Genomic DNA, 21,193 nt, shown 5'->3' on the forward strand with positions numbered 1-21,193 from the left:
ATTCGCTATATAATTGTCTATACAGCGTTTTTAGACGCCGTCTATTCGGGTAAACCATGATAAACATCGCTTGCGTGGACGAATTGACCAGAATCACGCAAATGACACTCTTTATCGCGTTTTTATGCCGGATCCGCTACCTTATGCGGGCAGTTCAGCCCCTTTGTAAGGAAATTTATGCGTAATCGTACCCTGGCCGATCTCGACCGCGTGGTGGCGTTGGGCGGCGGACACGGCCTGGGCCGTGTGATGTCGGCTCTGTCGTCCTTAGGCTCCCGCCTGACCGGCATCGTCACCACCACCGACAACGGCGGTTCCACCGGCCGCATCCGCCGTTCGGAAGGCGGCATTGCCTGGGGCGATACCCGCAACTGTCTCAACCAGCTGATCACCGAACCGAGCGTCGCCTCGGCGATGTTCGAATACCGTTTCAGCGGCAACGGTGAGCTGGCCGGCCATAACCTGGGCAACCTGATGCTGAAAGCGCTGGATCACCTGAGCGTGCGCCCGCTGGAAGCGATCAATCTGGTGCGCAGCTTGCTGAAGGTGGATGCGGCGCTGATCCCGATGTCGGAGCAGCCGGTGGATTTGATGGCGCACGATCACGAAGGCAATCACGTTTACGGTGAAGTGAATGTCGATCAACTGGCCCACATGCCGCAGGAGCTGATGCTGTCGCCCCCGGTCAACGCCACGCGCGAAGCGCTGGACGCCATCGCGCAAGCCGACGTGATCCTGATCGGGCCGGGCAGCTTTCTCACCAGCCTGATGCCGCTGCTGCTGCTGGACGATCTCACCCAGGCGCTGCGCCGCAGCAGCGCCAGCATGATCTATATCGGCAACCTCGGCCGCGAGCTGAGCGTGGCCGCCGCGGCGCTGTCGTTAAAGGATAAGCTGACGCTGATGGAAGAGAAGATCGGCCGCCGGATGATCGATGCGCTGATCGTCGGCCCGGCGGTGGACGCCAGTGAAGTGCAGGATCGGGTGGTGATTCAACAGCCGCTGGAAGCGAGCGACATCCCCTACCGCCACGATCGCCAACTGCTGCGCCAGGCGCTGGATCACGCGCTGGTGGGGCTGGCCGCCCGCCGCTGACCGAATTTAACCGTCTCGCCCACGCAGCCAGGGATTATCGCTGGCCGGGGCGGGATGGCTGACCATATCGATATACAGATCTTCCACCTCTTTGCGCGCCCAGGGCGTGCGACGCAAAAACTTCAGGCTGGACTTGATGCTCGGATCGCTGCGGAAGCAGTTGATGCGAATGCGCGCGCCCAGTTCGGACCAACCGTAGTGATCCACCAGTTTATTCAGCAGTTGCTCCAGCGTCACGCCGTGCAGCGGGTCTTTAGACTGGTGTTGGCTCATGTTCGGTACTCTTCGTGGTCAAATCGGGCCGCACACCATAACAGCTTTGGCGCGGCCGACAAGGAATTTTGACGCCCACGGCGCGGGCGCCGTCCAACGGTCAGGAAATCGCGATGAACTGCTCGCGCAGCTGGTGGATCTCGTCGCGCAGCGCAGCCGCCTGCTCAAACTCCAGGTTCTGCGCATGGGTGTACATCTGCGCCTCCAGATCGCGGATTTTCTGATCCAGCGCTTTCGGCGTGAGGTTCTGCAGCTGAGCGCCGCCGTCCGCCGCCTTGCTCCTGCCTTTCCCCTTGGCGCGGTTGACCGGCTGGCCGATCTGCAGAATATCGCCGATCTTCTTGTTCAGCCCCTGCGGCACGATGCCGTTGGCTTCGTTATAGGCCTGCTGCTTGGCACGGCGCCGCTCGGTTTCACCGATCGCCTTGGCCATCGAATCGGTGATGCGATCGCCATACAGGATCGCCTTGCCGTTCAGGTTACGCGCCGCGCGGCCGATGGTCTGGATCAGCGAACGTTCGGAACGCAGGAAGCCTTCCTTGTCGGCGTCCAGAATCGCCACCAGCGACACCTCAGGCATGTCGAGCCCCTCACGCAACAGGTTGATGCCCACCAGCACGTCGAACTCGCCCAGACGCAGGTCACGAATGATTTCGACCCGTTCCACGGTATCGATATCCGAGTGCAGGTAGCGCACGCGCTCGCCATGCTCTTCCAGGTATTCGGTCAGGTCTTCCGCCATGCGTTTGGTCAGGGTGGTCACCAGCACGCGCTCGTTGATCGCCGCGCGCTTGCGGATCTCGGAGAGCAGATCGTCCACCTGGGTGGCGACCGGCCGCACTTCCACGATCGGATCCAGCAACCCGGTCGGCCGCACCACCTGATCGATCAGATCGCCGCCGGATTTCTCCAGCTCATATTTGCCCGGCGTGGCGGAAACATAGATGGTCTGCGGCGCCAACGCCTCGAACTCCTCGAAGCGCAAGGGGCGGTTGTCCAGCGCCGACGGCAGACGAAAGCCGTACTCCACCAGCGTTTCCTTGCGCGCGCGGTCGCCCTTGAACATCGCGCCAATCTGCGGAATGGTCACGTGGGATTCGTCGACCACCAGCAGGCCGTCCGCCGGCAGGTAGTCGAACAGCGTCGGCGGCGGCTCGCCCTCGGCGCGCCCGGAAAGGTAGCGCGAGTAGTTTTCGATGCCCGAGCAGTAGCCCAGCTCGTTCATCATCTCCAGATCGAACTGGGTGCGCTGCGTCAGGCGCTGCTCTTCCAGCAGCTTGTTGTTGGCCAGCAGCACCTTGCGGCGGTCCGCCAGATCGACCTTGATCTCTTCCATCGCCTGCATGATCCGCTCGCGCGGCGTCACGTAGTGCGATTTCGGGTAGATGGTAAAACGCGGCACCACCTGTTCAATCTGGCCGGTCAGCGGATCGAACAGCGACAACCGCTCCACTTCTTCGTCGAACAGCTCGACGCGCAACGCCAGCTCGTCCGATTCCGCCGGGAAGATATCGATCACCTCGCCGCGCACGCGGAAGGTGGCGCGCTGGAAAGCCTGATCGTTGCGGGAATACTGCAGCTCCGCCAGGCGGCGCAAAATGGAGCGCTGATCGATGATCATCCCCTGGGTCAGATGCAGCATCATCTTCAGGTAAAGATCCGGATCGCCCAGGCCGTAGATCGCCGACACCGACGCCACCACCACCACGTCGCGCCGCTCCAGCAGCGCCTTGGTGGCGGAAAGACGCATCTGCTCGATGTGCTCGTTCACCGAAGCGTCTTTTTCAATGAAGGTGTCGGAGCTGGGCACGTAGGCTTCCGGCTGGTAGTAGTCGTAGTAGGAGACGAAGTACTCCACCGCATTCTCCGGGAAAAACGCTTTCATCTCGCCGTACAGCTGCGCCGCCAGCGTCTTGTTCGGCGCCAGCACCATGGTCGGCCGATTCAGATCGGCTATCACGTTGGCGATGGTGAACGTCTTGCCCGAACCGGTGACCCCCAGCAGCGTCTGGTGCGCCAGGCCGTCTTCCAGCCCCTCTTCCAGCTTGCGGATGGCTTCCGGCTGATCGCCGGCCGGTTTGAACTCGGAATGCAGTTTGAAAAGTTTACTCATTGCTCGGCTACCCTGTGGAGATGCGCGCGCTCAGGCGGCCAGCCGGCTCTGCGCCGGACATAGCCCCTAATTATGGAAAGTGTCGGCGATTTGCGCCAGTGCCCATGATACTGGATATAAAACCAGCTTCAAGCGGATTCGTCGCCGCGCCCGGCACTGCGGCAATGCCGTTGCACCGTGACGTTACAGCGGGGTGACATTTTTATTGTCAATAACAGATTTATCCCCAGAACTTGCCGCGAATTAACTTATTGATAGCACCGCGTCGAAAAATCATACATAGAGGCCTGATCAATACCCCTGCGTCTTGATTTTAATTAATCTATTGATATATAAGATATTTAATAAAAAGACGAGAATGCGGGCAAAGCGAACAGAACCCGCGTCCGCTCTCGCTTTACAGCGTTTTTCTAAATCTAATGCACAAGGTTATCCACAGGAATAGTGGATAACTCTCACCGCCCCGCCCGGGGCGGGAGTTACAGAAAGAAAGCTTTTCGCCCTTTACACTCGCCAAAATGGCTTTTTTAGTTATTTTTTCATAAAAATATCGCTTTGTTTATGCCGATTAATACTAAAAATCCCCATTGCCAAAATCGCATCGGCCCCTTTCTCGCGGATCGCGCTTGACGGCGGCGCAATGCCTTGCACCATGCCCTCACCGAAGAGCACCACAAGAGTGCAAAAAACGTCCGGGTTAACTTCCCCGCGTATTTTCAGGCTGTCACGGCAGCGCGCGTCAGGCCTGACCAGCGGTTAACAAGGCGATAACAATCCCCGTTTTCACCCGGCGGTAAAACTGGCCTGAGAGTTGCTTTATCTTCCTGCGTATAAATGCGGTTCGACAGCGTGATGCGCTGCCAGCCGCAGCGTGTACCCCTCGCGGTGCTATCGCCTGTAAAAGCGCAAGAACGACACCAAGTCGTCACAAGCGTCGTTTTTAACGACATATTGACTGTCATTCCGTCCACCGCAGACCTTGCTCTGGCTCATTGGACGGACGGCATCTTGTTCCAGACATTGCCACACTCGGGAAATTCGCCGCGCATGCGGCCTTTGCTGTCCCCCGCCAACGAGTGAAACGAGCGTCTATGAGGAGAATGCCAAATGCTGAGCCTGAGATCGGTCAATCAATTCTACGGTCAAAACCACACCCTGTGGGACATCAACCTGGAGCTGCCGCGCGGCCAGTGCACCGTGCTGCTCGGGCGCAACGGCGTGGGCAAGACCACGCTGGTCAACTGCATCATGGGGCATTTGCCGGTGGTGAGCGGCAGCATGACCTGGCAGCCGGCGGATCAACCGCCGCAAAACCTGCTGCTGCAACCGATGGAGCGCCGCGCGGCACTGGGCATCAGCCACGTCCCGCAAGGGCGGCAACTCTTCTCGCAGCTGAGCGTGGAAGAGAATCTGCAGGTGGCGCAGATGGCCGTGCGCGGCGCCCCTCGCCGCATTCCGCCGCTGATCTACAGCCTGTTTCCCAATTTGCGCCAGATGCGTACCCGCCGCGCCGGCGATCTGTGCGAAGGCGCCCAGCGCCAGTTGGCGATCGGTCGTGCGCTGGCGCAGGAGCCGGCGCTGCTGATCCTCGACGAACCCACGGCGGGCGTGCCTCCCTCGATCGCCGCCGACATCGGCAACGTGATCCGCAGGCTCAACTATGAGTTGGGCATGACCATTTTGCTGGTAGAGCATCAGTTGCCGTTCGTGCGCCGGGTGGCGGACCGCTTTTGCCTGTTGGATAGCGGGCGCACCGTGGCGCACGGCGCGCTGGCGCAGCTGGATGAGGCGCTGATCGGCGCCGGGCTGGCGGGACAGGAAGGAAGATGAGGGGGAATCCCCCTCATGGGGCGTTTGTTTATAGCAGGCTGATATCCAGATACTGCCCCAACCGCGCCCGTTCGGCCTGCGGCAGGTGCGGGATTTCGCCCAGCAGCGGCGCCGGCAGCATGCGGCGCAGCGTGGCCAGGTATTCCTGATGCCGCCGCCCCGGCGGCGTCACGTCGTTGGCGATCCAACCGGCCAGCGTCAGCCCCGCCTGTTGCACCGCCTGCGCCGTCAGCACCGCGTGGTTGATGCACCCCAGTTTGATGCCCACCACCAGGATCACCGGCAGTTGCTCCTGCCGTACCCAGTCGGCGAAGGTGTACTCCGCCGACAGCGGAGTAAACCACCCGCCGGCGCCCTCGACCAGCACCCAGTCGGCGCGCTGCTCCAGCCGGCGCAGGCCGTCGGACAGCCGCGCCGCGTCGATCGGCCGGCCTTCATCGGCGCTGACGATATGCGGCGAGGTCGGTTCGGCAAAAACGTAAGGGTTCACTTCGTCGTAATCCAGCGCCACGCCGCTGTTGGCCTGCAGCGCCAGCGCGTCGCCGTTGCGCAGCCCCTCGGCGGTCATCTCGCTGCCGGAGGCCACCGGCTTATAGCCGGCGCTGCGGTAGCCCGCCCGGTTGGCGGCCTGCAGCAAGGCGCTGCTGGCGACGGTTTTCCCCACTTCGGTGTCGGTGCCGGTCACGAACCAACGTTTAATCACGATAAATCACTCCATAAGCCAGATGATAGCTGAGCGGGAACTGCCCCTGCCGGCACGGGTAAGCCGCCTGCAACGCGGCGAGACGGCCGCGCGACATCAGGCCGCCCTCGCGCCCCTGATGCAAATGCGTCGCCCCGATACCCTTGAGCGAACGCATCAGCGTCATCACGTCCGGGTAGTTCAGGGTGCGTAATTCCGTCACCAGCTCGTGTCGATAGGCAGCGCAGGCGGCGCGGATCTGCGTCAACGGCAAAAAGGCGTTCACGTGACGTTCGCCGTCCACCTGTTGCCAGGCGTCCCCCAATTCCTGCAGCGAGCCCGCCGCCAGCGTGGAAAACAGGATCACGCCGCCGGGACGGGTCACGCGATACAGCTCCGCCAGCGCGGCGGGCAGATCGCTGCACCACTGCACTACCAGGCTGCTGAAACAGATGTCCATCGCCGCGTCGGGCAGTGGCACCTGTTCGATATCGCCCAGCAGATAATGGTGCGCCGCCTGTTGCTGACGGGCGAACGCCAACATCCCCGGCGCCAGATCGAGCGCGGTCACCTGCTTGCCGCGCTCACGCCACATACGGCTGAAATAGCCGGTGCCGCAGCCGGCGTCCAGCAGCCGTTCGCCCGGGTGGGAACTCCCCATCCCCAGTAAGCGCTCGCCAACGTCACGCTGCAGCGCGGCGGCGGCGTCGTAGCTGCCGGCCGCGCGGCTGAAGGCCGAGGCGACCGCCTGTTTGTTCACCCTGTCATTGGCTGACGTCATGCAATACCTCCAGCAGGCGATCGATGTCCTGCGGCTGGTGCGCCGCCGTCAGGGTAATGCGCAGTCGCGCGCCGCCCGGCGGCACCGTCGGCGGACGGATGGCGCTCACCCACAGCCCCCGCTCGCGCAGGCGGGTCGCCAGATCGAGCGCGCGTTGATTGTCACCCACCAGCAGCGGCTGGATGGCGGTGTCGGAGTCCGTCAGGGTCAGCGCCAACGGCGCCGCGCCCTGGCGGAAACGGCGAATATTGTCCTGCAGCCGGGCGCGCAGTTCATCGCCCTCTTGAATGCAGGCCAGCGCCGCCTGCAGCGCGCAGGCCTGCGCCGGCGGCATCGCGGTGCTGTAAATCAGATGGCGGGCGAACTGCAGCAGATATTCGGCGGTCGCCTCATCGCACAGCACCGCCGCGCCGCTGACGCCGAACGCCTTGCCGAAGGTCGCCACCAGCAGTTCAGGGCGCACGCCCTGCTGCCAGCAGCTGCCGCGGCCTTGCTCGCCGCGCACGCCGACGCCGTGGGCATCGTCCACCATCAGCCAGGCGCCCGCCGCGCGGGTTAAGCGGTACAGTTCCGCCAATGGCGCGCCGTCGCCGTCCATGCTGAACACCCCTTCGGTCACCGCCAGCCGCTGCCCGTCGCAGGGTTTGGCCAGCAAATCCGCCAAAGCCTGCGGCTGATTGTGCTGGAACCGGCGCAGCTCGGCCGGCGACTGCGCCGCCGCCTCCAGCAGCGAAGCGTGGCTGAGGCGATCGGCCAAAATGCGATCGCCCTTCTGCATCAACGCCGCCAGCACCGCTTGGTTGGCGGCGTAACCGGAGATGAACAGCAGCGCGCGCGGATAGCCGAGCCACGCCGCCAGTTGCTCTTCCAGCGCCTGATGCGCCACGCTAAAGCCGGTGACGTGGCCCGAACCGCCGCTGCCGACGCCGTAACGCTGCGCGCCCTGCTGCCAGGCGGCGATCACCCGCGCATCCTGGCTCAGCCCCAGGTAGTCGTTACCGGAGAAGTTCAGATAGAGACGATCGCCGAGCCGGATCTGGCGGCCGTTGCCGCCCTCGGTGGCCTGTCGCCGACGGTAGGCGGCGTTGAAGCGCCGCTCCGCCAGCGCCTGCTCGATGCGTTGTGGCCAGCTCATCACGGCGCCGCGTTGTAAAACTCGGCGGTATCGGCGTTCAGCAGTTGCTTGGCCAGCACCTGCTGTTGCTGGTTGTCGCCGTGTTCGGTGGCGGTCTGCTGCGGGTTCAATCCCAGCTTGCGGAACAGCTGCAGATCCTTATCTTCTTCCGGATTCGGCGTGGTCAGCAGCTTGCAACCGTAGAAGATAGAGTTGGCGCCGGCCATGAAGCACATCGCCTGCGTCTGTTCGTTCATCTGTTCACGGCCGGCGGAAAGGCGGACATAAGAGGATGGCATCATGATGCGCGCTACCGCGATGGTGCGGATGAAGTCAAACGGATCGACGTCGTCATTATCCGCCAGCGGCGTGCCTTTCACCTTCACCAGCATGTTGATCGGCACGCTCTCCGGCGGTTTCGGCAGGTTGGCCAGCTGCACCAGCAGCCCAGCGCGGTCGCGCACCGTTTCACCCAGCCCGACGATGCCGCCGGAGCACACTTTGATGCCGGCGTCGCGCACCTTGTCGAGCGTATCCAGACGCTCCTGGTAGCTGCGGGTGGTGATGATGTTGCCGTAGAACTCCGGCGAGGTGTCGAGGTTATGGTTGTAGTAATCCAATCCGGCTTCCGCCAGCCGCTCGGCCTGAGTGCCGTCCAGCGTGCCCAGCGTCATGCAGGTTTCCATGCCCATCGCTTTCACGCCCTGCACCATCTGCTGCAAATAAGGCATATCGCGCTCGTGCGGGTTCTTCCAGGCCGCGCCCATGCAAAAACGGGTCGAGCCGTTCGCTTTGGCTTTGCGCGCCGATTCCAGCACCTGCTCGACCTGCATCAGTCGCTCCGACTCCAGGCCGGTCTTGTAGCGTGAGCTCTGCGGGCAGTATTTACAGTCTTCCGGGCAAGCGCCGGTTTTGATCGACAGCAGCGTGCTGACCTGCACCTGACGCGGGTCGAAGTGCCGGCGGTGTACGGTTTGCGCTTCGAACAGCAGTTCAAGCAGCGGTTTATCAAACAGGGCCTGGGCTTGCCCTACTGTCCAGTGAATGCGATCGGCCATCATGGCGTCTCCAAAACGAAAAAGTGTCGCCAGTTTAAATATTGTGGATATACTGTCAACCAATCTTAATTCAATTCGGTTTACAAGCATGTCTGTCACCGCTTCCGACCTGGCGTTTGACCAACGCCATATCTGGCACCCCTACACCTCCATGAGCCGCCCGTTGCCCTGTTACCCGATCGAGTCGGCCAGCGGCGTCGAGCTGCAGCTGGCGGATGGCCGGCGTCTGGTGGACGGCATGTCCTCCTGGTGGGCGGCGATCCACGGGTACAACCATCCGAGTCTGAATCAGGCCGCCAGTCAGCAACTGGAGAAGATGTCGCACGTGATGTTCGGCGGCATCACCCATCCGGCCGCCATCTCGCTGTGCCGTCGGCTGGTGGCGATGACGCCGGAAGCACTGCAGTGCGTGTTCCTGGCGGATTCCGGTTCGGTGGCGGTGGAAGTGTCGCTGAAGATGGCGCTGCAGTATTGGCAGGCGCGCGGCGAGCGCCGGCAGCGCATTCTGACGCTGCGCCACGGCTATCACGGCGATACCTTCGGCGCGATGTCGGTCTGCGATCCGGACAACTCGATGCACAGCCTCTATCAGGGCTATCTGGCGCCGCACCTGTTCGCCACCGCGCCGCAGTGCCGCTTCGATGAGGAATGGCGCGAAGAGGACATTGCGCCGTTCGCCGCGCTGCTGGAGCAGCACGCCGGTGAAGTGGCGGCGGTGATCCTGGAACCGGTGGTGCAAGGCGCCGGCGGCATGCGCATCTACCACCCAACCTACCTCAAGCGGGTGCGCGAGCTGTGCGATCGCCATCAGGTGCTGCTGATCGCCGACGAGATCGCCACCGGCTTCGGCCGCACCGGCAAGCTGTTCGCCTGCGAACACGCGCAGGTGGTGCCGGACATTCTCTGCCTGGGCAAGGCGCTGACCGGCGGCTACATGACGCTGTCCGCTACCCTGACCACCCGCCACGTAGCGGAGACCATCAGCAACGGCGCGGCCGGCTGCTTTATGCACGGGCCGACCTTTATGGGCAACCCGCTGGCCTGTGCGGTGGCGGACGCCAGCCTGGCGCTGCTGGCGGAAAATCGCTGGCAGGCGCAGGTGAGCGCCATCGAAGCCCAGTTGAAGCGGGAACTGCTGCCGTTGGCGGCGCTGCCGAAGGTGGCGGACGTGCGGGTGCTGGGGGCGATTGGGGTGGTGGAGATGCGCGAACCGGTGGATGTCGCCGAGCTGCAGCGCGGGTTCGTCGAGCGCGGGGTATGGATCCGGCCATTCGGCAAACTGATTTACCTGATGCCGCCTTACATCATCGAAGCGGAACAGCTCAGCCGCCTGACCGCCGCCGTGGCCGCCGCCGCGCGTTAATGCCTTACCAATGCTGGTCCAGATAGCGGGCCAGCAATCCCAGACACAGCAGCCAGAGTAAAATGATCATCGCCGCCGCCATGCGGCCGGTGGGGTTATCGACGCGCTTTTGCGCCTTCTCGCGCAGCTCGGCCATCAGCGGTTTGGGGATCAGGCGCACCGCCAGCATGATGCCCAACGGCACGATGATCACATCGTCCAGATAGCCCAGCACCGGAATGAAATCCGGGATCAAATCGATTGGCGAGATCGCATAGCCGGCCACCAGCAGCGCGATCAGCTTGGCGTACCACGGGGTGCGCTTATCACGGGCGGCCAGCCACAGCGCGTAGATATCGCGTTTGATGCCTTTGGCCCAACGGCGCAACCAGCCGAACCACGGCGTGCGTTTTTTCAGTGAAATCATGATTACTTCATATAAGAACGTAAAACGGTCATCAATTGCTCGATGTCCTGCTCACGCTGCCGCGGCGTAGCGTCCGCGGCAGCCAGATGTTCGCGCACATGCCCTTCCAGCACCTGCGCCATTAAACCGTTGACCGCGCCGCGCACCGCCGCGATCTGCTGCAGAACAGCAGAACATTCGCCACCGCTCTCCAGCGCGCGCTCCAGCGCTTCGGCCTGCCCTTTAATGCGGCGCACCCGCGCCAACAGCTTCTTTTGATCTCTGAGGGTATGGCTCATTATTTCCGCCCGATTGTTACTTACTATACTGGGGTATAGTATATTCCAGCACACTGCCTTTTGCTGAGGAACTTCACCATGACGTCTCACGCGCCCGCTTTGCACCGCGAGCACAGCCACGTTTTTGACGATGGTAACCCATTGGCCGAAAGAAACACCAGATGGGCGGTGATACTCACCGCCAGTATGATGGTCATCGAGATCGCCGGCGGTTGGCTGTTTAACTCGATGGCATTGCTGGCTGACGGCTGGCACATGAGCTCGCATGCGCTGGCTCTGGGCTTGTCGCTACTGGCTTACGGCGCCGCACGCCGGTTGGCCAAGGATCGCCGTTTCAGCCTCGGCACCTGGAAAATAGAAGTGCTGGCCGGTTACACCAGCGCGGTGTTGTTGGTGCTGGTGGCGGCGCTGATGCTGTTCCAGTCAGCGCAGCGGCTGCTGAATCCCAGCCCGATTCATTACAACGAAGCCATCGCCATCGGTACGATCGGGCTGGCCGTCAATCTGCTTTGCGCCTGGCTGTTGCGCGGCGGCGGCCACCATCACCACCACGGGGATAACCACGATGACCCTCATCATGACCTCAACCTGCGCTCCGCCTATATCCACGTCATCGCCGACGCCGCCACCTCGGTGTTGGCCCTCGTCGCGCTGTTTGGCGGCAAGCTTTGGGGCGCCGCTTGGCTCGATCCGTTGATGGGCATCGTCGGCGCGATGATGGTGGCCGCCTGGGCCTATAGCCTGATGCGCGATAGCGGGAAGATTTTGCTGGATGCCGAAATGGACGCCCCCGTGGCGCAAGAGATTCGTCAGACCCTGGCCACTTCCGGCCACCCACTCACGCTGACCGATTTGCACGTAGGCCGCATCGGTAAAGGAAAATATCATTGCGTCATCGCCCTGAGCAGCGCCGATCGCGCCCTCACCGCCGATCGGGTGCGCCAACTGTTGGCCGCGCATCCCGAACTGGTGCATGTCACCGTCGAGATCAACCGTCCGCCGTTGGCGCAAGGGGTTGTATTGTTCCACCGAAAAGATCTAGCTTAGGGGTCCGCGTTTATCGATAACTGGGAGTCATTATGGCTTTTCGTTTGTACAGCAACGATCTGCAGGACGGCGGCACAATGCCGCAGACGCAGGTCTTCAACGGCATGGGCTACCACGGCGACAACCTGTCGCCGCACCTGGCCTGGGACGGCGTGCCCGAGGGCACCAAGAGCTTCGTCGTCACCCTGTACGATCCCGACGCCCCAACCGGCTCCGGCTGGTGGCACTGGGTGGTGGCCAATATTCCGGCCGACGTGCGTGAGCTGCCGCAGGGCGCAGGCTCCGGCAAAGCGCCGCTGCCGAGCGCCGCGCTGCAAACCCGTACCGACTTCGGTTCGGCCGGTTACGGCGGCGCCGCGCCGCCGAATGGCGAAAGCCACCGCTATCAGTTCACCGTGCACGCGCTGGACGTGGAAAGCATTGAGGTGGATGAAGGGTCCAGCGGCGCACTGGTGGGCTTTAACGTGCATTTCCACAGCCTCGGCAGCGCCACGCTGACGGTGATGTTCAACTGATCCCCCGCCCATAAAAAGCGCGGCTCAACCGAACCGCGCTTTTTCCATACTCCTCTGACCGACGAATTACTTCGCCAGCACGCTGACCCACATCGGGCCTTTGCCCACCGGATAACGCGCCAGCGTGGTCAGCTCGCCGCTGGCCTGGTCAATTTCATGCACCGCGATGTGATCGGACTTCTGGCCGGACGAAATCACGAAGCGGCCGCTGTGATCGATATTGAAACCGCGCGGCTGCGTTTCGGTCGGATAATAGCCGACCACGCTCAACGTGCCGCCGTCTTCGGAGACGCTGAAGAGGGTCAGAATGCTGGCGGTGCGATCGCTGGTGTAGAGGAAACGGCCGTTCGGCGTGATATGAATGTCCGCCGCCCAGCGGGTGCCGTCGAAGTCGTCCGGCATGATATCCAGCGTTTGCGTCACGGTGTATTTGCCGCCGTTTTCCGAAATCGCCAGCACGTCCACCGTGCCGTTCAACTCATTGACGCAGTAGGCGAACTTGTCGTTATGGTGGAACGCCATATGGCGCGGGCCGGCGCCGGCGGCGATATCCACCGCCTCCTGCGCGTGCGGCGTCAGCTGGCCCGCCAGGCTCAGGTTGAACAGACGGATGCGGTCTTCTTTCAGACACGGCACCAGCACCAGCTGGTTGGTCGGATCGATGTTCGCCGAGTGCGGCGCGCTCAGGCCGTCGATCTGTTGGATCGGCGCCGTCACCACGCCGTCGTGGCCGATCGGGCTGATGCTGGCGCAGTTGCCGCTGTAGGAGGCGGAGAACAGGTAACGCCCCTGCAAATCGGTGGAGATATGGGTCGGGCTGCCCGGCAGCGGCGCCATGCCGGCCTGCTGCAGCGTGCCGTCCGCCTCGATGCGGTAGCTAACGATGCCGAACGCCGGACGCACGCCGACGTACAGGTGGGTCTTATCCGGATGAAGGGTCATCGGCTGCACCTGGCCCGGCACGTCAACGGTTTGCAGCAGCGCCAGCGCGCCGGCGTCGTCCAACTGCCAGACGTGGATCTGCTGGCTCTCCGGGCTGGCGACATAAACGATTTGCTTCATGTGTTCTCCTTGCAAAGGGTAAAAGAGGAACCGGTTTCAGGCCGTTCGATTGCTCCTAGCTTACCGCACATCCGTCGCATGGCAACCCTGCTTAGCACCGGAAGCTCACGCGGTTTTCTCCATAGGCTATCCGGTGTACCATCGGATTAATTTTATGGCTAACGATAACGAGAACCCTATGAGCTACCGCGTCATCGCCCTCGATCTTGACGGCACCCTGCTGGACAATCAAAAACGCATCTTACCGCAGTCGCTGGAAGCGCTGGCGCAGGCGCGCGCCGCCGGCGTCCAGGTGGTGGTGGTCACCGGCCGCCATCACGTCGCCATCCATCCGTTTTACCAGGCGCTGCAGATAGATACCCCGGCCATCTGCTGCAACGGCACCTACCTGTATGATTTTCAGCAGAAAAAGGTGCTGGCCGCCGATCCCTTGGCGAAGGAGCAAGCCAAGCAGGTGCTGCAGATGCTCAAACAGACCGACATTCACGGGCTGATGTACGTTGACGATGCCATGCTGTATCAGGAGCCGAGCGGCCATGTAATTCGCTCGCTGGCCTGGGCCGAAACCCTGCCGGCGTCGCAGCGCCCGACGCTGCTGCAGGTCGGCAGCCTGACGCAGGCGGCCGACGACGCGCAGGCGATCTGGAAATTCGCCACCTCGCACGCCGATATTCCGGCGCTGCGCGAGTTTGCCGACACGGTGGAAAAAGAGCTGGAGCTGGCGTGCGAATGGTCCTGGCACGATCAGGTGGATATCGCCAAAGGCGGCAACAGCAAAGGCAAACGCCTGCGCCAATGGGTGGAGTCGCAGGGGCTGAGCATGGATCAGGTGGTGGCGTTCGGCGACAACTACAATGACATCAGCATGCTGGAAGCGGTCGGGTTGGGCGTGGCGATGGGCAACGCCGATGACGCGATCAAGGAACGCGCCGATCTGGTGATCGCCGATAACCTGCAGCCGGGCATCGCCGAGGTGATCCGCACCCGCATACTCTAGTTTTTTCGCCCTCCCGCCGGGAGGGCCTGCCTTAGCGGCTCTCGCGGCTGATCGACACGCTCTTCACCTGCGCGTACAGCCACTGCCCGGGGCGGATCGCCAGTTCATCGCGCGCCCACGGCGTGATCCGCGCCCACAGCACGTGTTCCCCGACCGCCAGCTTCACTTCCACCTGCCCGTCCACGTCCAGACACTCGCTGACCTTGGCCGGCAAGACGTTGCGAATGCTGCTGTTGACCGGCGGTTGCAGCACCAGCGAGACGTCGGCGGCGTTGATGCGAATGCGCAGTTGGGTGCCCAATTCGGCGTCGATGCCGCTGACCCACAGCCGCTGATCGCCGAGCGCCAGCGCGGTCATAGCATAGCGTTGATGATGCTCAATCACGCTGACGCGCAGCACGCTGCTCTGATCTTCACGCTGCAGCCACGGCCGCAGCGCGCTGCTGGCCCAGACGGCTTCCAGCCCGCCGAACGCGCGCACCTCGCCGCGATCCAGCACCATCACCTGCTCGGCCAGGCGCAGGATCTCGTCCAGGCTATGGCTGACGTAGAGGATAGGGATGTTCACGTCCTGCGCCAACCGCTCCAGATACGGCAGCAGCTCGCGTTTGCGCGGCAGATCGAGCGAGGCCAGCGGTTCGTCCATCAGCAGCAGTTCCGGCGCGGTCAGCAGCGCACGGCCGATCGCCACCCGCTGTTTTTCACCGCCGGAGAGCGTCAGCGGCAGCCGATTAAGCAGCGGCCCGATGCCCAGCAGCTCGACAATGGTATTGAACTGCGCGCGCATGCCGGCCGCCATACCGTACTGCAGGTTGCCGCGCACCCGATAATGCGGGAACAGCCGCGCATCCTGAAACACGTAGCCGATGCGGCGCTTTTCCGGCGGCAGGCAAAGGCCCGCGGCGGTATCCACCAGCGTGCGGCCATTGAGCGCGATGCGCCCCTGCTGTAAACGGGTCAGGCCGCCGATGGCGTTGATCAGGGAGGTTTTTCCCGCGCCGGACAGGCCGAAAATCGCGGTGATGCCCTGCGCCGGCAAATCGGCGCGGACATTGAGATTAAGGTCGCCCAGCTGCTGCGAGAAGTCCAGCTCCAGCATTTACGCCCCCATCCGTTTGCGGCCCCAGCGGGCCAGCCATTCGGACACCATCAGCGAAGCTAGCGACAGCACGATGGCGATCACGCACAGACGCGCGGCGGCGGCCTCCGCCCCCGGCGTTTCAATCAGCGTATACATCGCCAGCGGAATGGTGCGGGTTTCACCGGGAATGTTGGAGACGAAGGTGATGGTGGCGCCGAACTCCCCCAGCGAGCGGGCGAAGGCCAGCACCACGCCGACAATGACGCCGGGCAGCGACAGCGGCAGCGTGATGGTGAAAAACACCCGCCACGGGTTGGCGCCCAGCGTGCGCGCCGCCAGCTCCAGCCGAGTGTCCACCGCCTCCAGCGCCAGCCGGATAGCGCGCACCATCAGCGGAAACGCCACCACCGCCGACGCCAGCGCGGCGCCGCGCCAGCTAAAGCTGAAGCTGAAGCCAAACCAGTCGTACAGCCGCTCGCCGATGACGCCGCGCCGCCCCATGGCGATCAGCAGCAAATAGCCGACCACCACCGGCGGCAGCACCAGCGGCAGGTGAATGACGCCATCCAGCAGCGCCTTGCCGGGAAAACGGCAACGCACCAGCACCCAGGCCATCAGAATGCCGAACGGCAGGCTGCAGACTACCGCCAAACCGGAGACTTTCAGGCTCAGCTCAACCGCCTGCCACTCATACTCGCTCAGAATCATTTACGCGGGGTGAATCCATAATGTTCGAAAATAGCGGCCGCTTCCGGACTCTTCAGATAGGTATAGAAAGCGCTGACCGTCGGAGTTTGACGATCTTTCACTATCGCCATCGGATATTCAACCGGTTTGTGGCTGTCTTCCGGGAACACGCCCACCACTTTCACCTTGTCGCTGGCGACCGCATCGGAGCCGTAGACGATGCCGAGCGGCGCTTCACCGCGTTCCACCAACGCCATCGCGCTGCGCACGTTGTTGGCGCGCGCCAGCTTCGGCTCCAGCAGGCTCCAGGCGCCCAGATGCTCCAGCGCCTCTTTGGCGTAGATGCCGGCCGGCACGTGATCCGGATCGCCCACCGCCAGGCGGCCGCCGCTGAGCAGCTTGGCCCAGTCGGTCTGCTTGTCGATGGCAATCTTGTCGTGTTTATCGCTCTTGGCGGCGATCAGCACCAGTTCGTTGCCCAGCAGCGTGTAACGGGTGTCTTTCACCATCTGCTGCTTGTCGATGGCGTAATCCATCCACTGCTGATCGGCGGAGATAAACAGATCGGCCGGAGCGCCCTGCTCAATTTGGCGCGCCAGCGTCGAGGACGACGCAAAGGAGGAAACCACCTGCACGTCCTTGCCTTTTTGATATTGGGTGGCGATGTCCTGCAGCGCGTTGGTCAGCGACGCGGCGGCGAACACGGTGATCTTTTCCGCCGCCGAAGCCTGAGCCACCAGGCCCGATGCCAGAACGATCCCGCCAACCCATTTGGTCCATTGCTGTTTCATTGTTTTTCTCCGCAAGTTAACGTGCATTATCACTCTTCGTTATATAAAAAATAATATAACGTTGCGCGAAAGCTTGTCATGCGGTTTATCGGCAAAGCGTGAGATAACTTGAGGAATGCCCGCCGGGGGATGCCGGCGGGTATCGGGATGGGGAACGGTCAGTGCTGGGTGCGGTTTTCTTTCGAACGGCCCACTTTGGAGAAGACGTTGAACACTTCGCCAAAACCGTAGATCAGGCCGAGAATGAGCGCCATGACCACCGGCACCATCACCACGGCGAACAACAGACTTTTCAATAATTCCAACATGATAGCCTCGCTTAACTGCCCATTGAGCGGCAAATGCCTTTCACCGCATATCGGGTTATTCTAACCCAAAAAAATCGCTAAAACCGGAGTTATTTTAGCCAGCGAGGCGAAATTGTGATCGGCCAAACGTGCCCTTTCAGCCTCCCTCATCCCGGCGCGGGGTAATAGATCAACGGCGGCGCATAGCCGGCGGGCGCCGCCAGCTTGGCCTCCACACCATATACCGCGTGAATGTTCTCCGGCGTCAGCGCCTGCCGCGGCGCGCCTGCCGCACCGATCCCGCCCCGCTGCAGCAACGCGATCCGATCGCAATAACAGGCCGCCAGATTCAGATCGTGCAGCGTCACCACCACGCTGAGTTTCAGCCGCCGCAGTAAGGCCATAAACTGCTGCTGATGGGCGATATCCAGATGATTGGCGGGTTCGTCCAGCAGCAGCCACGGCGTTTGCTGCGCCAGCGCGCGCGCCAGATGCACCCGCTGCCGTTCACCGCCGGACAGCCGCTGCCAATCGCGATCGGCCAGGTGGCTGATGCCCACTTGCTCCATCGCCTGCCCGGCGAGGCGGCGATCCTCGGAACCAAAACCACGCCAGCGGCCGACATGGGCCAGACGCCCCAACAATACCGCCTCCTTCACCGGCAGCGCGAAGGCGCCGGGGGCGGATTGCTCGAGAAAAGCGATGCGTCTGGCGCGTTCCCGTCCGGAAAATGCGGCGATTTCGCGCCCTTCCAGCCAAACGCGGCCGCCGGCGGCGGGCTGCAGCCCGGCCAGCAACTTAAGCAGCGTCGATTTACCGCTGCCGTTGACGCCGAGCACGCCGGTGATCTCACCGGGCAAGGCGCAGAAACTGAGATTTTCCAGCACCGTGCGCGCCCCCGCTCGCCAGCTCACCGCTTCGGCGCACAGGCCGGATCGCGCTTTTTCAATCGTCATGCATTGACCTTTCGATACAGCAACAGCAGGAATATCGGCACCCCCAGCAGCGCCGTCAGCACGCCGACCGGCAGCTCGCGCGGCGCAAACAGCGTTCTGGCCAGCGTGTCCGCCGCCACGGCGAACAGGGCGCCGCACAACGCGCTGGCCGGCAACAGCAGCCGATGCCGCGAGCCCACCAGCCGCCGGGCGACATGCGGCACCGTCAGCCCGATAAACCCCACCGCGCCGCTGAACGCGACGATCACCGCCGTCAGCGCGGTGGTCACCACATACAGCAGCAGCTTCAGCGGGGCCACCGCCACCCCCAGCGAAGCGGCGGTCACGCCGCCAAACGCCAGCGCGTCCAGTTCGCCCGCCCGCAGCCAGCAAAGCAGCAGCGTCGCCACCAGCGCCAGCCCGCACAGCCCGACCTGCGGCCAGCGCGCGTCGCTGAACGATCCCAGCAGCCAGAACATCACGCCGCGCGTGGCGTTGGCGTCCGCCTGCCAAAGGGTGATCAGCGAAGTCAGCGCGGAGAGCAGTTGCGTCACCGCCACCCCGGCCAGAATAAACAGCGTGGACTCCCCCTCCAGCGAACGTCCGGCCAGCAGCATCACCAATGCAAACGCCGCCAGCGCGCCGATAAACGCCCCGCCGGACACCGACAACAGGCCGCCCCCCAGCCCCAACACCAACACCGTCACCGCCCCCACGCCGGCGCCGGAGGAGATCCCCAGCACCCAGGGATCGGCCAGCGGGTTGCGGGTCAGCGACTGCAGCACGGTGCCCGCCAGCGCCAGCCCGGCACCGGCCAGCGCCGCCAGCAGCGCGCGCGGCATCCGCAGCGACCAGATGATGCGCTGATACACCTCGGTATCGGTCTGCGCACCGCCGCTGACGCCGAGCACGATGCGCCAGGCGTCGTGCCACGCGATCGGCGCGGGCCCCGACAAGGTGGCGCCCAGCAGGGCCAGCGGCAGCGCCGCCGCCAGCAGCAACAACCCGCCGGCCTCACGGCCGGGCAGTAACCGCCGGCTCATGCTATTTCCAGCCTGCGATCACATAGTCGTCCAACAGTTGCCATACCGTCCCCGCCTCGCTGAAACCGGCTTGTCTGAGGGCCGCGAGCTGGAAATCCACCGGCGTCGGCGGCGGTACCGGCCGGCCGGCGAACAGCGCTTCGCGCTCGGCCTGATAAGCGGCCAAGGCCGGCGATTGCAGAGCGCCGGCGAACCAACGATCCCAATCCTCAACGCCGCTGTCCCAGGCGCGCTGTTGGGTCTGCTCGTCGTGCCGTTCGGCCAACGCTTTCAGCCGTGGCTGACGGTGGTCATAGCGCTGATGATCGGCATTGAGGAATACGCCGCCGGCGGCCAGCAGCCCGGCGACGTTACGGTACAACGCCAGCTGCTGCTCCGGCATCAGCCAGTGCAGCGCCGTGCTGGACACCGCCGCCTGCGGCGTGGGGCCGGACAGCACGGAAAAACAGGCAGGATCCGCCAGATCGGCCTGCAGAATGCGGATCCGATCGCCGTACGCCGCCAGCGCGCCGCGCGCCACCGCCAGCAGCAGCGGATCGAGATCGATGGCGGTCACCCTGGCCTGCGGAAAGCGCTGCAAAATACGCAGGCTCAGCGATCCCGGGCCACAGGCCAGATCCAGCACGTGAAAATCCTGGCCGACGGCCAGCGCCAGCACGTCCAGCTGGGCGTTAAAACGCGCTTCGCGTTCGGCGATGTAAGCCGCCTGCTGGCGATCCCAGGAGTCCAGCAGCGAAGAGAATGAAACGGCAGTCATATCAAGGTTCCTTGTTGGAAAGCGTCGGAGTCTGCGGCGGCAAGGCCGCCAGGCCCCGAATCAAACGGCCCAGCGCCGCCACGGTGCGGGCGGAAGGGTCCATGTCGTAACCGGGGAGGATCACGTAGCGCCGCTGACGTACGGCGCGCAGCGTAACGGTCAGCGGGTGATGCTCCAGAAAGGCGATCTTGTCGGCCGCGCTGTCCCCGAAGCCACCGCGCGGCAGATCGCCAAGCACGATCGCATCCGGATCGCGGGCGGCGATAATCTCCCAGGATACCGTCGGCCACAGCTCGGGCAGATCGCCGAACAGGTTCTCGCTGCCGACGCTGCGGCTCAGCAAACCTGGCGCGCCGCAGCAACCCGCCACGTAGGGCGTCTGCGTGCCGGCATACCACCACAGCAGACGCCGATGCGGCAATGGCGCGCGCTGCGGTTCGAGCGCCTTCAGCTGCTCGCGCAGCCGCGCGATCAGCGCTTCACCGGCGCGGCCAGCGTTAAAAATGCGCGCCAGCTCCCGCAGCTCGGTGAAAATGTCTTCGAACGTCAGCGCGGCGGCGATCGCGCTTTGCTGGCCGCTGCAGGCGCCGGGGGAGAGATAAGTGTCGATGCCCCATTCCGCCAACCGCGCCCGATCGGGCGTTTCCGGGCTGTGCAGCCAGTAATAGCTGGCCGAATAGACAAAATCCGGCCGCATCAGCAGCAACGCTTCCGCCGTGGGCGGCGCCGGGCCGGCGGGCGCCCGCAGCGTATCGGCCGACGCCGTCGGCGCGGGATCGCGCGTGCGGTCATACCCGACCACGCCGATCGCACGGCCAGCCAGCCCCAGCGCCAGCAGGTTTTCCAGCGCCGGATTGGCGTAGACCAGCACCCGCTGCGGCGGCTGCGGGTAATCGCGCATTGCCCCGCAATTGTGCAGGCTGACGGCATAGGCGTGCAGCGGCACGCCCCAGCCCAATCCCAGGGCGCACAACAACAGGTAAAGCGAACGTTTCACG

At 63.5% G+C, this 21,193-nt stretch carries 24 protein-coding genes; 6 read left to right on the plus strand and 18 right to left on the minus strand.

Annotated features, from left to right (window positions below):
- Positions 1 to 177 precede the first annotated feature (177 nt).
- A complete protein-coding gene (locus ACMGGK_RS17210) occupies positions 178 to 1,095 on the plus strand; it encodes a gluconeogenesis factor YvcK family protein (RefSeq protein ID WP_049203797.1) in 918 nt (305 codons plus the stop codon).
- Between the two features lie 6 nt (positions 1,096 to 1,101).
- Here ACMGGK_RS17210 and ACMGGK_RS17215 read toward each other — a convergent pair whose 3' ends face one another.
- From ACMGGK_RS17215 to ACMGGK_RS17225, 3 genes are all read right to left on the minus strand, one after another.
- A complete protein-coding gene (locus ACMGGK_RS17215; protein WP_004939783.1) occupies positions 1,102 to 1,368 on the minus strand; it encodes a VF530 family DNA-binding protein in 267 nt (88 codons plus the stop codon).
- 100 nt (positions 1,369 to 1,468) lie between these two features.
- Entirely contained in the window at positions 1,469 to 3,481 is a 2,013-nt protein-coding gene (gene uvrB, locus ACMGGK_RS17220; protein ID WP_004939786.1) for an excinuclease ABC subunit UvrB, read from the minus strand.
- 531 nt (positions 3,482 to 4,012) lie between these two features.
- Positions 4,013 to 4,135: a hypothetical protein gene (locus ACMGGK_RS17225; protein ID WP_254925154.1), complete on the minus strand. Its 123-nt coding sequence runs from the start codon at positions 4,133 to 4,135 to the stop codon at positions 4,013 to 4,015.
- Between the two features lie 453 nt (positions 4,136 to 4,588).
- On the opposite strand from ACMGGK_RS17225, the gene ACMGGK_RS17230 reads away from it, so the two are divergent.
- Positions 4,589 to 5,311, plus strand: a complete 723-nt coding sequence (locus ACMGGK_RS17230; protein ID WP_016928685.1) for an ATP-binding cassette domain-containing protein — start codon at positions 4,589 to 4,591, stop codon at positions 5,309 to 5,311.
- A 28-nt stretch (positions 5,312 to 5,339) separates the two neighbouring features.
- Here ACMGGK_RS17230 and bioD read toward each other — a convergent pair whose 3' ends face one another.
- The 4 genes from bioD to bioB are packed head-to-tail and all read right to left on the minus strand — an operon-like array spanning position 5,340 to position 8,946.
- Positions 5,340 to 6,014: a dethiobiotin synthase gene (gene bioD / locus ACMGGK_RS17235; RefSeq protein ID WP_033641046.1), complete on the minus strand. Its 675-nt coding sequence runs from the start codon at positions 6,012 to 6,014 to the stop codon at positions 5,340 to 5,342.
- The gene (gene bioC / locus ACMGGK_RS17240; RefSeq protein WP_028128263.1) at positions 6,007 to 6,774 is read right to left on the minus strand and encodes a malonyl-ACP O-methyltransferase BioC; all 768 of its coding nucleotides are present in this window, start codon (positions 6,772 to 6,774) and stop codon (positions 6,007 to 6,009) included. The genes bioD and bioC overlap by 8 nt, the downstream gene beginning before the upstream one ends.
- A complete protein-coding gene (gene bioF / locus ACMGGK_RS17245; RefSeq protein ID WP_016928688.1) occupies positions 6,758 to 7,909 on the minus strand; it encodes an 8-amino-7-oxononanoate synthase in 1,152 nt (383 codons plus the stop codon). The genes bioC and bioF overlap by 17 nt, the downstream gene beginning before the upstream one ends.
- Positions 7,909 to 8,946, minus strand: a complete 1,038-nt coding sequence (gene bioB / locus ACMGGK_RS17250) for a biotin synthase BioB (protein WP_028127661.1) — start codon at positions 8,944 to 8,946, stop codon at positions 7,909 to 7,911. Before bioB ends, bioF begins: the two co-directional genes overlap by 1 nt.
- Positions 8,947 to 9,034: 88 nt before the next feature.
- Between bioB and bioA the strand changes: the two genes are divergently transcribed.
- Positions 9,035 to 10,309, plus strand: coding sequence for an adenosylmethionine--8-amino-7-oxononanoate transaminase (gene bioA / locus ACMGGK_RS17255; RefSeq protein WP_049299448.1), 1,275 nt, complete (start codon positions 9,035 to 9,037; stop codon positions 10,307 to 10,309).
- Between the two features lie 4 nt (positions 10,310 to 10,313).
- Here bioA and ACMGGK_RS17260 read toward each other — a convergent pair whose 3' ends face one another.
- Together ACMGGK_RS17260 and ACMGGK_RS17265 are read right to left on the minus strand one after the other, a co-directional pair.
- Positions 10,314 to 10,715 carry a YkvA family protein gene (locus ACMGGK_RS17260; RefSeq protein ID WP_025301916.1) on the minus strand — a complete coding sequence of 134 codons (402 nt, stop codon included), beginning with the start codon at positions 10,713 to 10,715 and terminating at the stop codon, positions 10,314 to 10,316.
- 2 nt (positions 10,716 to 10,717) lie between these two features.
- The gene (locus ACMGGK_RS17265) at positions 10,718 to 10,993 is read right to left on the minus strand and encodes a metal/formaldehyde-sensitive transcriptional repressor (protein WP_143778703.1); all 276 of its coding nucleotides are present in this window, start codon (positions 10,991 to 10,993) and stop codon (positions 10,718 to 10,720) included.
- Positions 10,994 to 11,071: 78 nt separating this feature from the next.
- On the opposite strand from ACMGGK_RS17265, the gene dmeF reads away from it, so the two are divergent.
- The gene (gene dmeF / locus ACMGGK_RS17270; protein ID WP_072009686.1) at positions 11,072 to 12,040 is read left to right on the plus strand and encodes a CDF family Co(II)/Ni(II) efflux transporter DmeF; all 969 of its coding nucleotides are present in this window, start codon (positions 11,072 to 11,074) and stop codon (positions 12,038 to 12,040) included.
- A gap of 32 nt (positions 12,041 to 12,072) precedes the next feature.
- Positions 12,073 to 12,555: a kinase inhibitor gene (locus tag ACMGGK_RS17275; protein WP_016928694.1), complete on the plus strand. Its 483-nt coding sequence runs from the start codon at positions 12,073 to 12,075 to the stop codon at positions 12,553 to 12,555.
- A gap of 66 nt (positions 12,556 to 12,621) precedes the next feature.
- On the opposite strand, the gene pgl is transcribed toward ACMGGK_RS17275, so the two are convergent.
- Entirely contained in the window at positions 12,622 to 13,617 is a 996-nt protein-coding gene (gene pgl / locus ACMGGK_RS17280; RefSeq protein ID WP_016928695.1) for a 6-phosphogluconolactonase, read from the minus strand.
- 178 nt (positions 13,618 to 13,795) lie between these two features.
- Between pgl and ACMGGK_RS17285 the strand changes: the two genes are divergently transcribed.
- Positions 13,796 to 14,614, plus strand: coding sequence for a pyridoxal phosphatase (locus ACMGGK_RS17285; protein WP_420277466.1), 819 nt, complete (start codon positions 13,796 to 13,798; stop codon positions 14,612 to 14,614).
- 31 nt (positions 14,615 to 14,645) lie between these two features.
- On the opposite strand, the gene modC is transcribed toward ACMGGK_RS17285, so the two are convergent.
- The 8 genes from modC to ACMGGK_RS17325 all read right to left on the minus strand — a co-directional run bounded on the left by modC (position 14,646) and on the right by ACMGGK_RS17325 (position 21,192).
- Positions 14,646 to 15,713, minus strand: a complete 1,068-nt coding sequence (modC, locus tag ACMGGK_RS17290) for a molybdenum ABC transporter ATP-binding protein ModC (RefSeq protein WP_016928697.1) — start codon at positions 15,711 to 15,713, stop codon at positions 14,646 to 14,648.
- Positions 15,714 to 16,403: a molybdate ABC transporter permease subunit gene (gene modB, locus ACMGGK_RS17295; protein WP_115436362.1), complete on the minus strand. Its 690-nt coding sequence runs from the start codon at positions 16,401 to 16,403 to the stop codon at positions 15,714 to 15,716.
- Positions 16,400 to 17,173, minus strand: a complete 774-nt coding sequence (modA, locus tag ACMGGK_RS17300; protein WP_097102587.1) for a molybdate ABC transporter substrate-binding protein — start codon at positions 17,171 to 17,173, stop codon at positions 16,400 to 16,402. Before modA ends, modB begins: the two co-directional genes overlap by 4 nt.
- Before the next feature lie 158 nt (positions 17,174 to 17,331).
- Complete coding sequence (locus tag ACMGGK_RS17305) at positions 17,332 to 17,481, minus strand: AcrZ family multidrug efflux pump-associated protein (RefSeq protein ID WP_004939813.1); 150 nt, start codon at positions 17,479 to 17,481, stop codon at positions 17,332 to 17,334.
- A gap of 146 nt (positions 17,482 to 17,627) precedes the next feature.
- Positions 17,628 to 18,416, minus strand: coding sequence for an ABC transporter ATP-binding protein (locus ACMGGK_RS17310; protein ID WP_016928700.1), 789 nt, complete (start codon positions 18,414 to 18,416; stop codon positions 17,628 to 17,630).
- Positions 18,413 to 19,438 (minus strand): FecCD family ABC transporter permease, encoded by a 1,026-nt coding sequence (locus ACMGGK_RS17315; protein ID WP_420277068.1) that lies wholly within the window; start codon positions 19,436 to 19,438, stop codon positions 18,413 to 18,415. The genes ACMGGK_RS17310 and ACMGGK_RS17315 overlap by 4 nt, the downstream gene beginning before the upstream one ends.
- A 1-nt stretch (position 19,439) precedes the next feature.
- Positions 19,440 to 20,195 carry a class I SAM-dependent methyltransferase gene (locus ACMGGK_RS17320; RefSeq protein ID WP_197758176.1) on the minus strand — a complete coding sequence of 252 codons (756 nt, stop codon included), beginning with the start codon at positions 20,193 to 20,195 and terminating at the stop codon, positions 19,440 to 19,442.
- 1 nt (position 20,196) lies between these two features.
- A complete protein-coding gene (locus ACMGGK_RS17325) occupies positions 20,197 to 21,192 on the minus strand; it encodes an ABC transporter substrate-binding protein (RefSeq protein WP_053090357.1) in 996 nt (331 codons plus the stop codon).
- Position 21,193: the final 1 nt, after the last annotated feature.

This window comes from Serratia sp. BNK-33-b, from assembly GCF_048684565.1.
Lineage (GTDB): Bacteria > Pseudomonadota > Gammaproteobacteria > Enterobacterales > Enterobacteriaceae > Serratia > Serratia marcescens.

Bases quoted from the DNA above. Each gene is read 5' to 3' on its own strand.
- ACMGGK_RS17310 (WP_016928700.1), bottom strand. From the start codon at position 18,416: ATGACGATTGAAAAAGCGCGATCCGGCCTGTGCGCCGAAGCGGTGAGC.
- dmeF (WP_072009686.1), top strand. From the start codon at position 11,072: ATGACGTCTCACGCGCCCGCTTTGCACCGCGAGCACAGCCACGTTTTT.
- ACMGGK_RS17265 (WP_143778703.1), bottom strand. From the start codon at position 10,993: ATGAGCCATACCCTCAGAGATCAAAAGAAGCTGTTGGCGCGGGTGCGC.
- modB (WP_115436362.1), bottom strand. From the start codon at position 16,403: ATGATTCTGAGCGAGTATGAGTGGCAGGCGGTTGAGCTGAGCCTGAAA.
- ACMGGK_RS17285 (WP_420277466.1), top strand. From the start codon at position 13,796: ATGAGCTACCGCGTCATCGCCCTCGATCTTGACGGCACCCTGCTGGAC.
- modA (WP_097102587.1), bottom strand. From the start codon at position 17,173: ATGAAACAGCAATGGACCAAATGGGTTGGCGGGATCGTTCTGGCATCG.
- ACMGGK_RS17225 (WP_254925154.1), bottom strand. From the start codon at position 4,135: ATGGTGCAAGGCATTGCGCCGCCGTCAAGCGCGATCCGCGAGAAAGGG.
- ACMGGK_RS17275 (WP_016928694.1), top strand. From the start codon at position 12,073: ATGGCTTTTCGTTTGTACAGCAACGATCTGCAGGACGGCGGCACAATG.
- uvrB (WP_004939786.1), bottom strand. From the start codon at position 3,481: ATGAGTAAACTTTTCAAACTGCATTCCGAGTTCAAACCGGCCGGCGAT.
- bioA (WP_049299448.1), top strand. From the start codon at position 9,035: ATGTCTGTCACCGCTTCCGACCTGGCGTTTGACCAACGCCATATCTGG.
- ACMGGK_RS17320 (WP_197758176.1), bottom strand. From the start codon at position 20,195: ATGACTGCCGTTTCATTCTCTTCGCTGCTGGACTCCTGGGATCGCCAG.
- pgl (WP_016928695.1), bottom strand. From the start codon at position 13,617: ATGAAGCAAATCGTTTATGTCGCCAGCCCGGAGAGCCAGCAGATCCAC.
- ACMGGK_RS17230 (WP_016928685.1), top strand. From the start codon at position 4,589: ATGCTGAGCCTGAGATCGGTCAATCAATTCTACGGTCAAAACCACACC.
- ACMGGK_RS17215 (WP_004939783.1), bottom strand. From the start codon at position 1,368: ATGAGCCAACACCAGTCTAAAGACCCGCTGCACGGCGTGACGCTGGAG.
- ACMGGK_RS17210 (WP_049203797.1), top strand. From the start codon at position 178: ATGCGTAATCGTACCCTGGCCGATCTCGACCGCGTGGTGGCGTTGGGC.
- bioF (WP_016928688.1), bottom strand. From the start codon at position 7,909: ATGAGCTGGCCACAACGCATCGAGCAGGCGCTGGCGGAGCGGCGCTTC.
- ACMGGK_RS17305 (WP_004939813.1), bottom strand. From the start codon at position 17,481: ATGTTGGAATTATTGAAAAGTCTGTTGTTCGCCGTGGTGATGGTGCCG.
- ACMGGK_RS17260 (WP_025301916.1), bottom strand. From the start codon at position 10,715: ATGATTTCACTGAAAAAACGCACGCCGTGGTTCGGCTGGTTGCGCCGT.
- ACMGGK_RS17315 (WP_420277068.1), bottom strand. From the start codon at position 19,438: ATGAGCCGGCGGTTACTGCCCGGCCGTGAGGCCGGCGGGTTGTTGCTG.
- bioB (WP_028127661.1), bottom strand. From the start codon at position 8,946: ATGGCCGATCGCATTCACTGGACAGTAGGGCAAGCCCAGGCCCTGTTT.
- modC (WP_016928697.1), bottom strand. From the start codon at position 15,713: ATGCTGGAGCTGGACTTCTCGCAGCAGCTGGGCGACCTTAATCTCAAT.
- bioC (WP_028128263.1), bottom strand. From the start codon at position 6,774: ATGACGTCAGCCAATGACAGGGTGAACAAACAGGCGGTCGCCTCGGCC.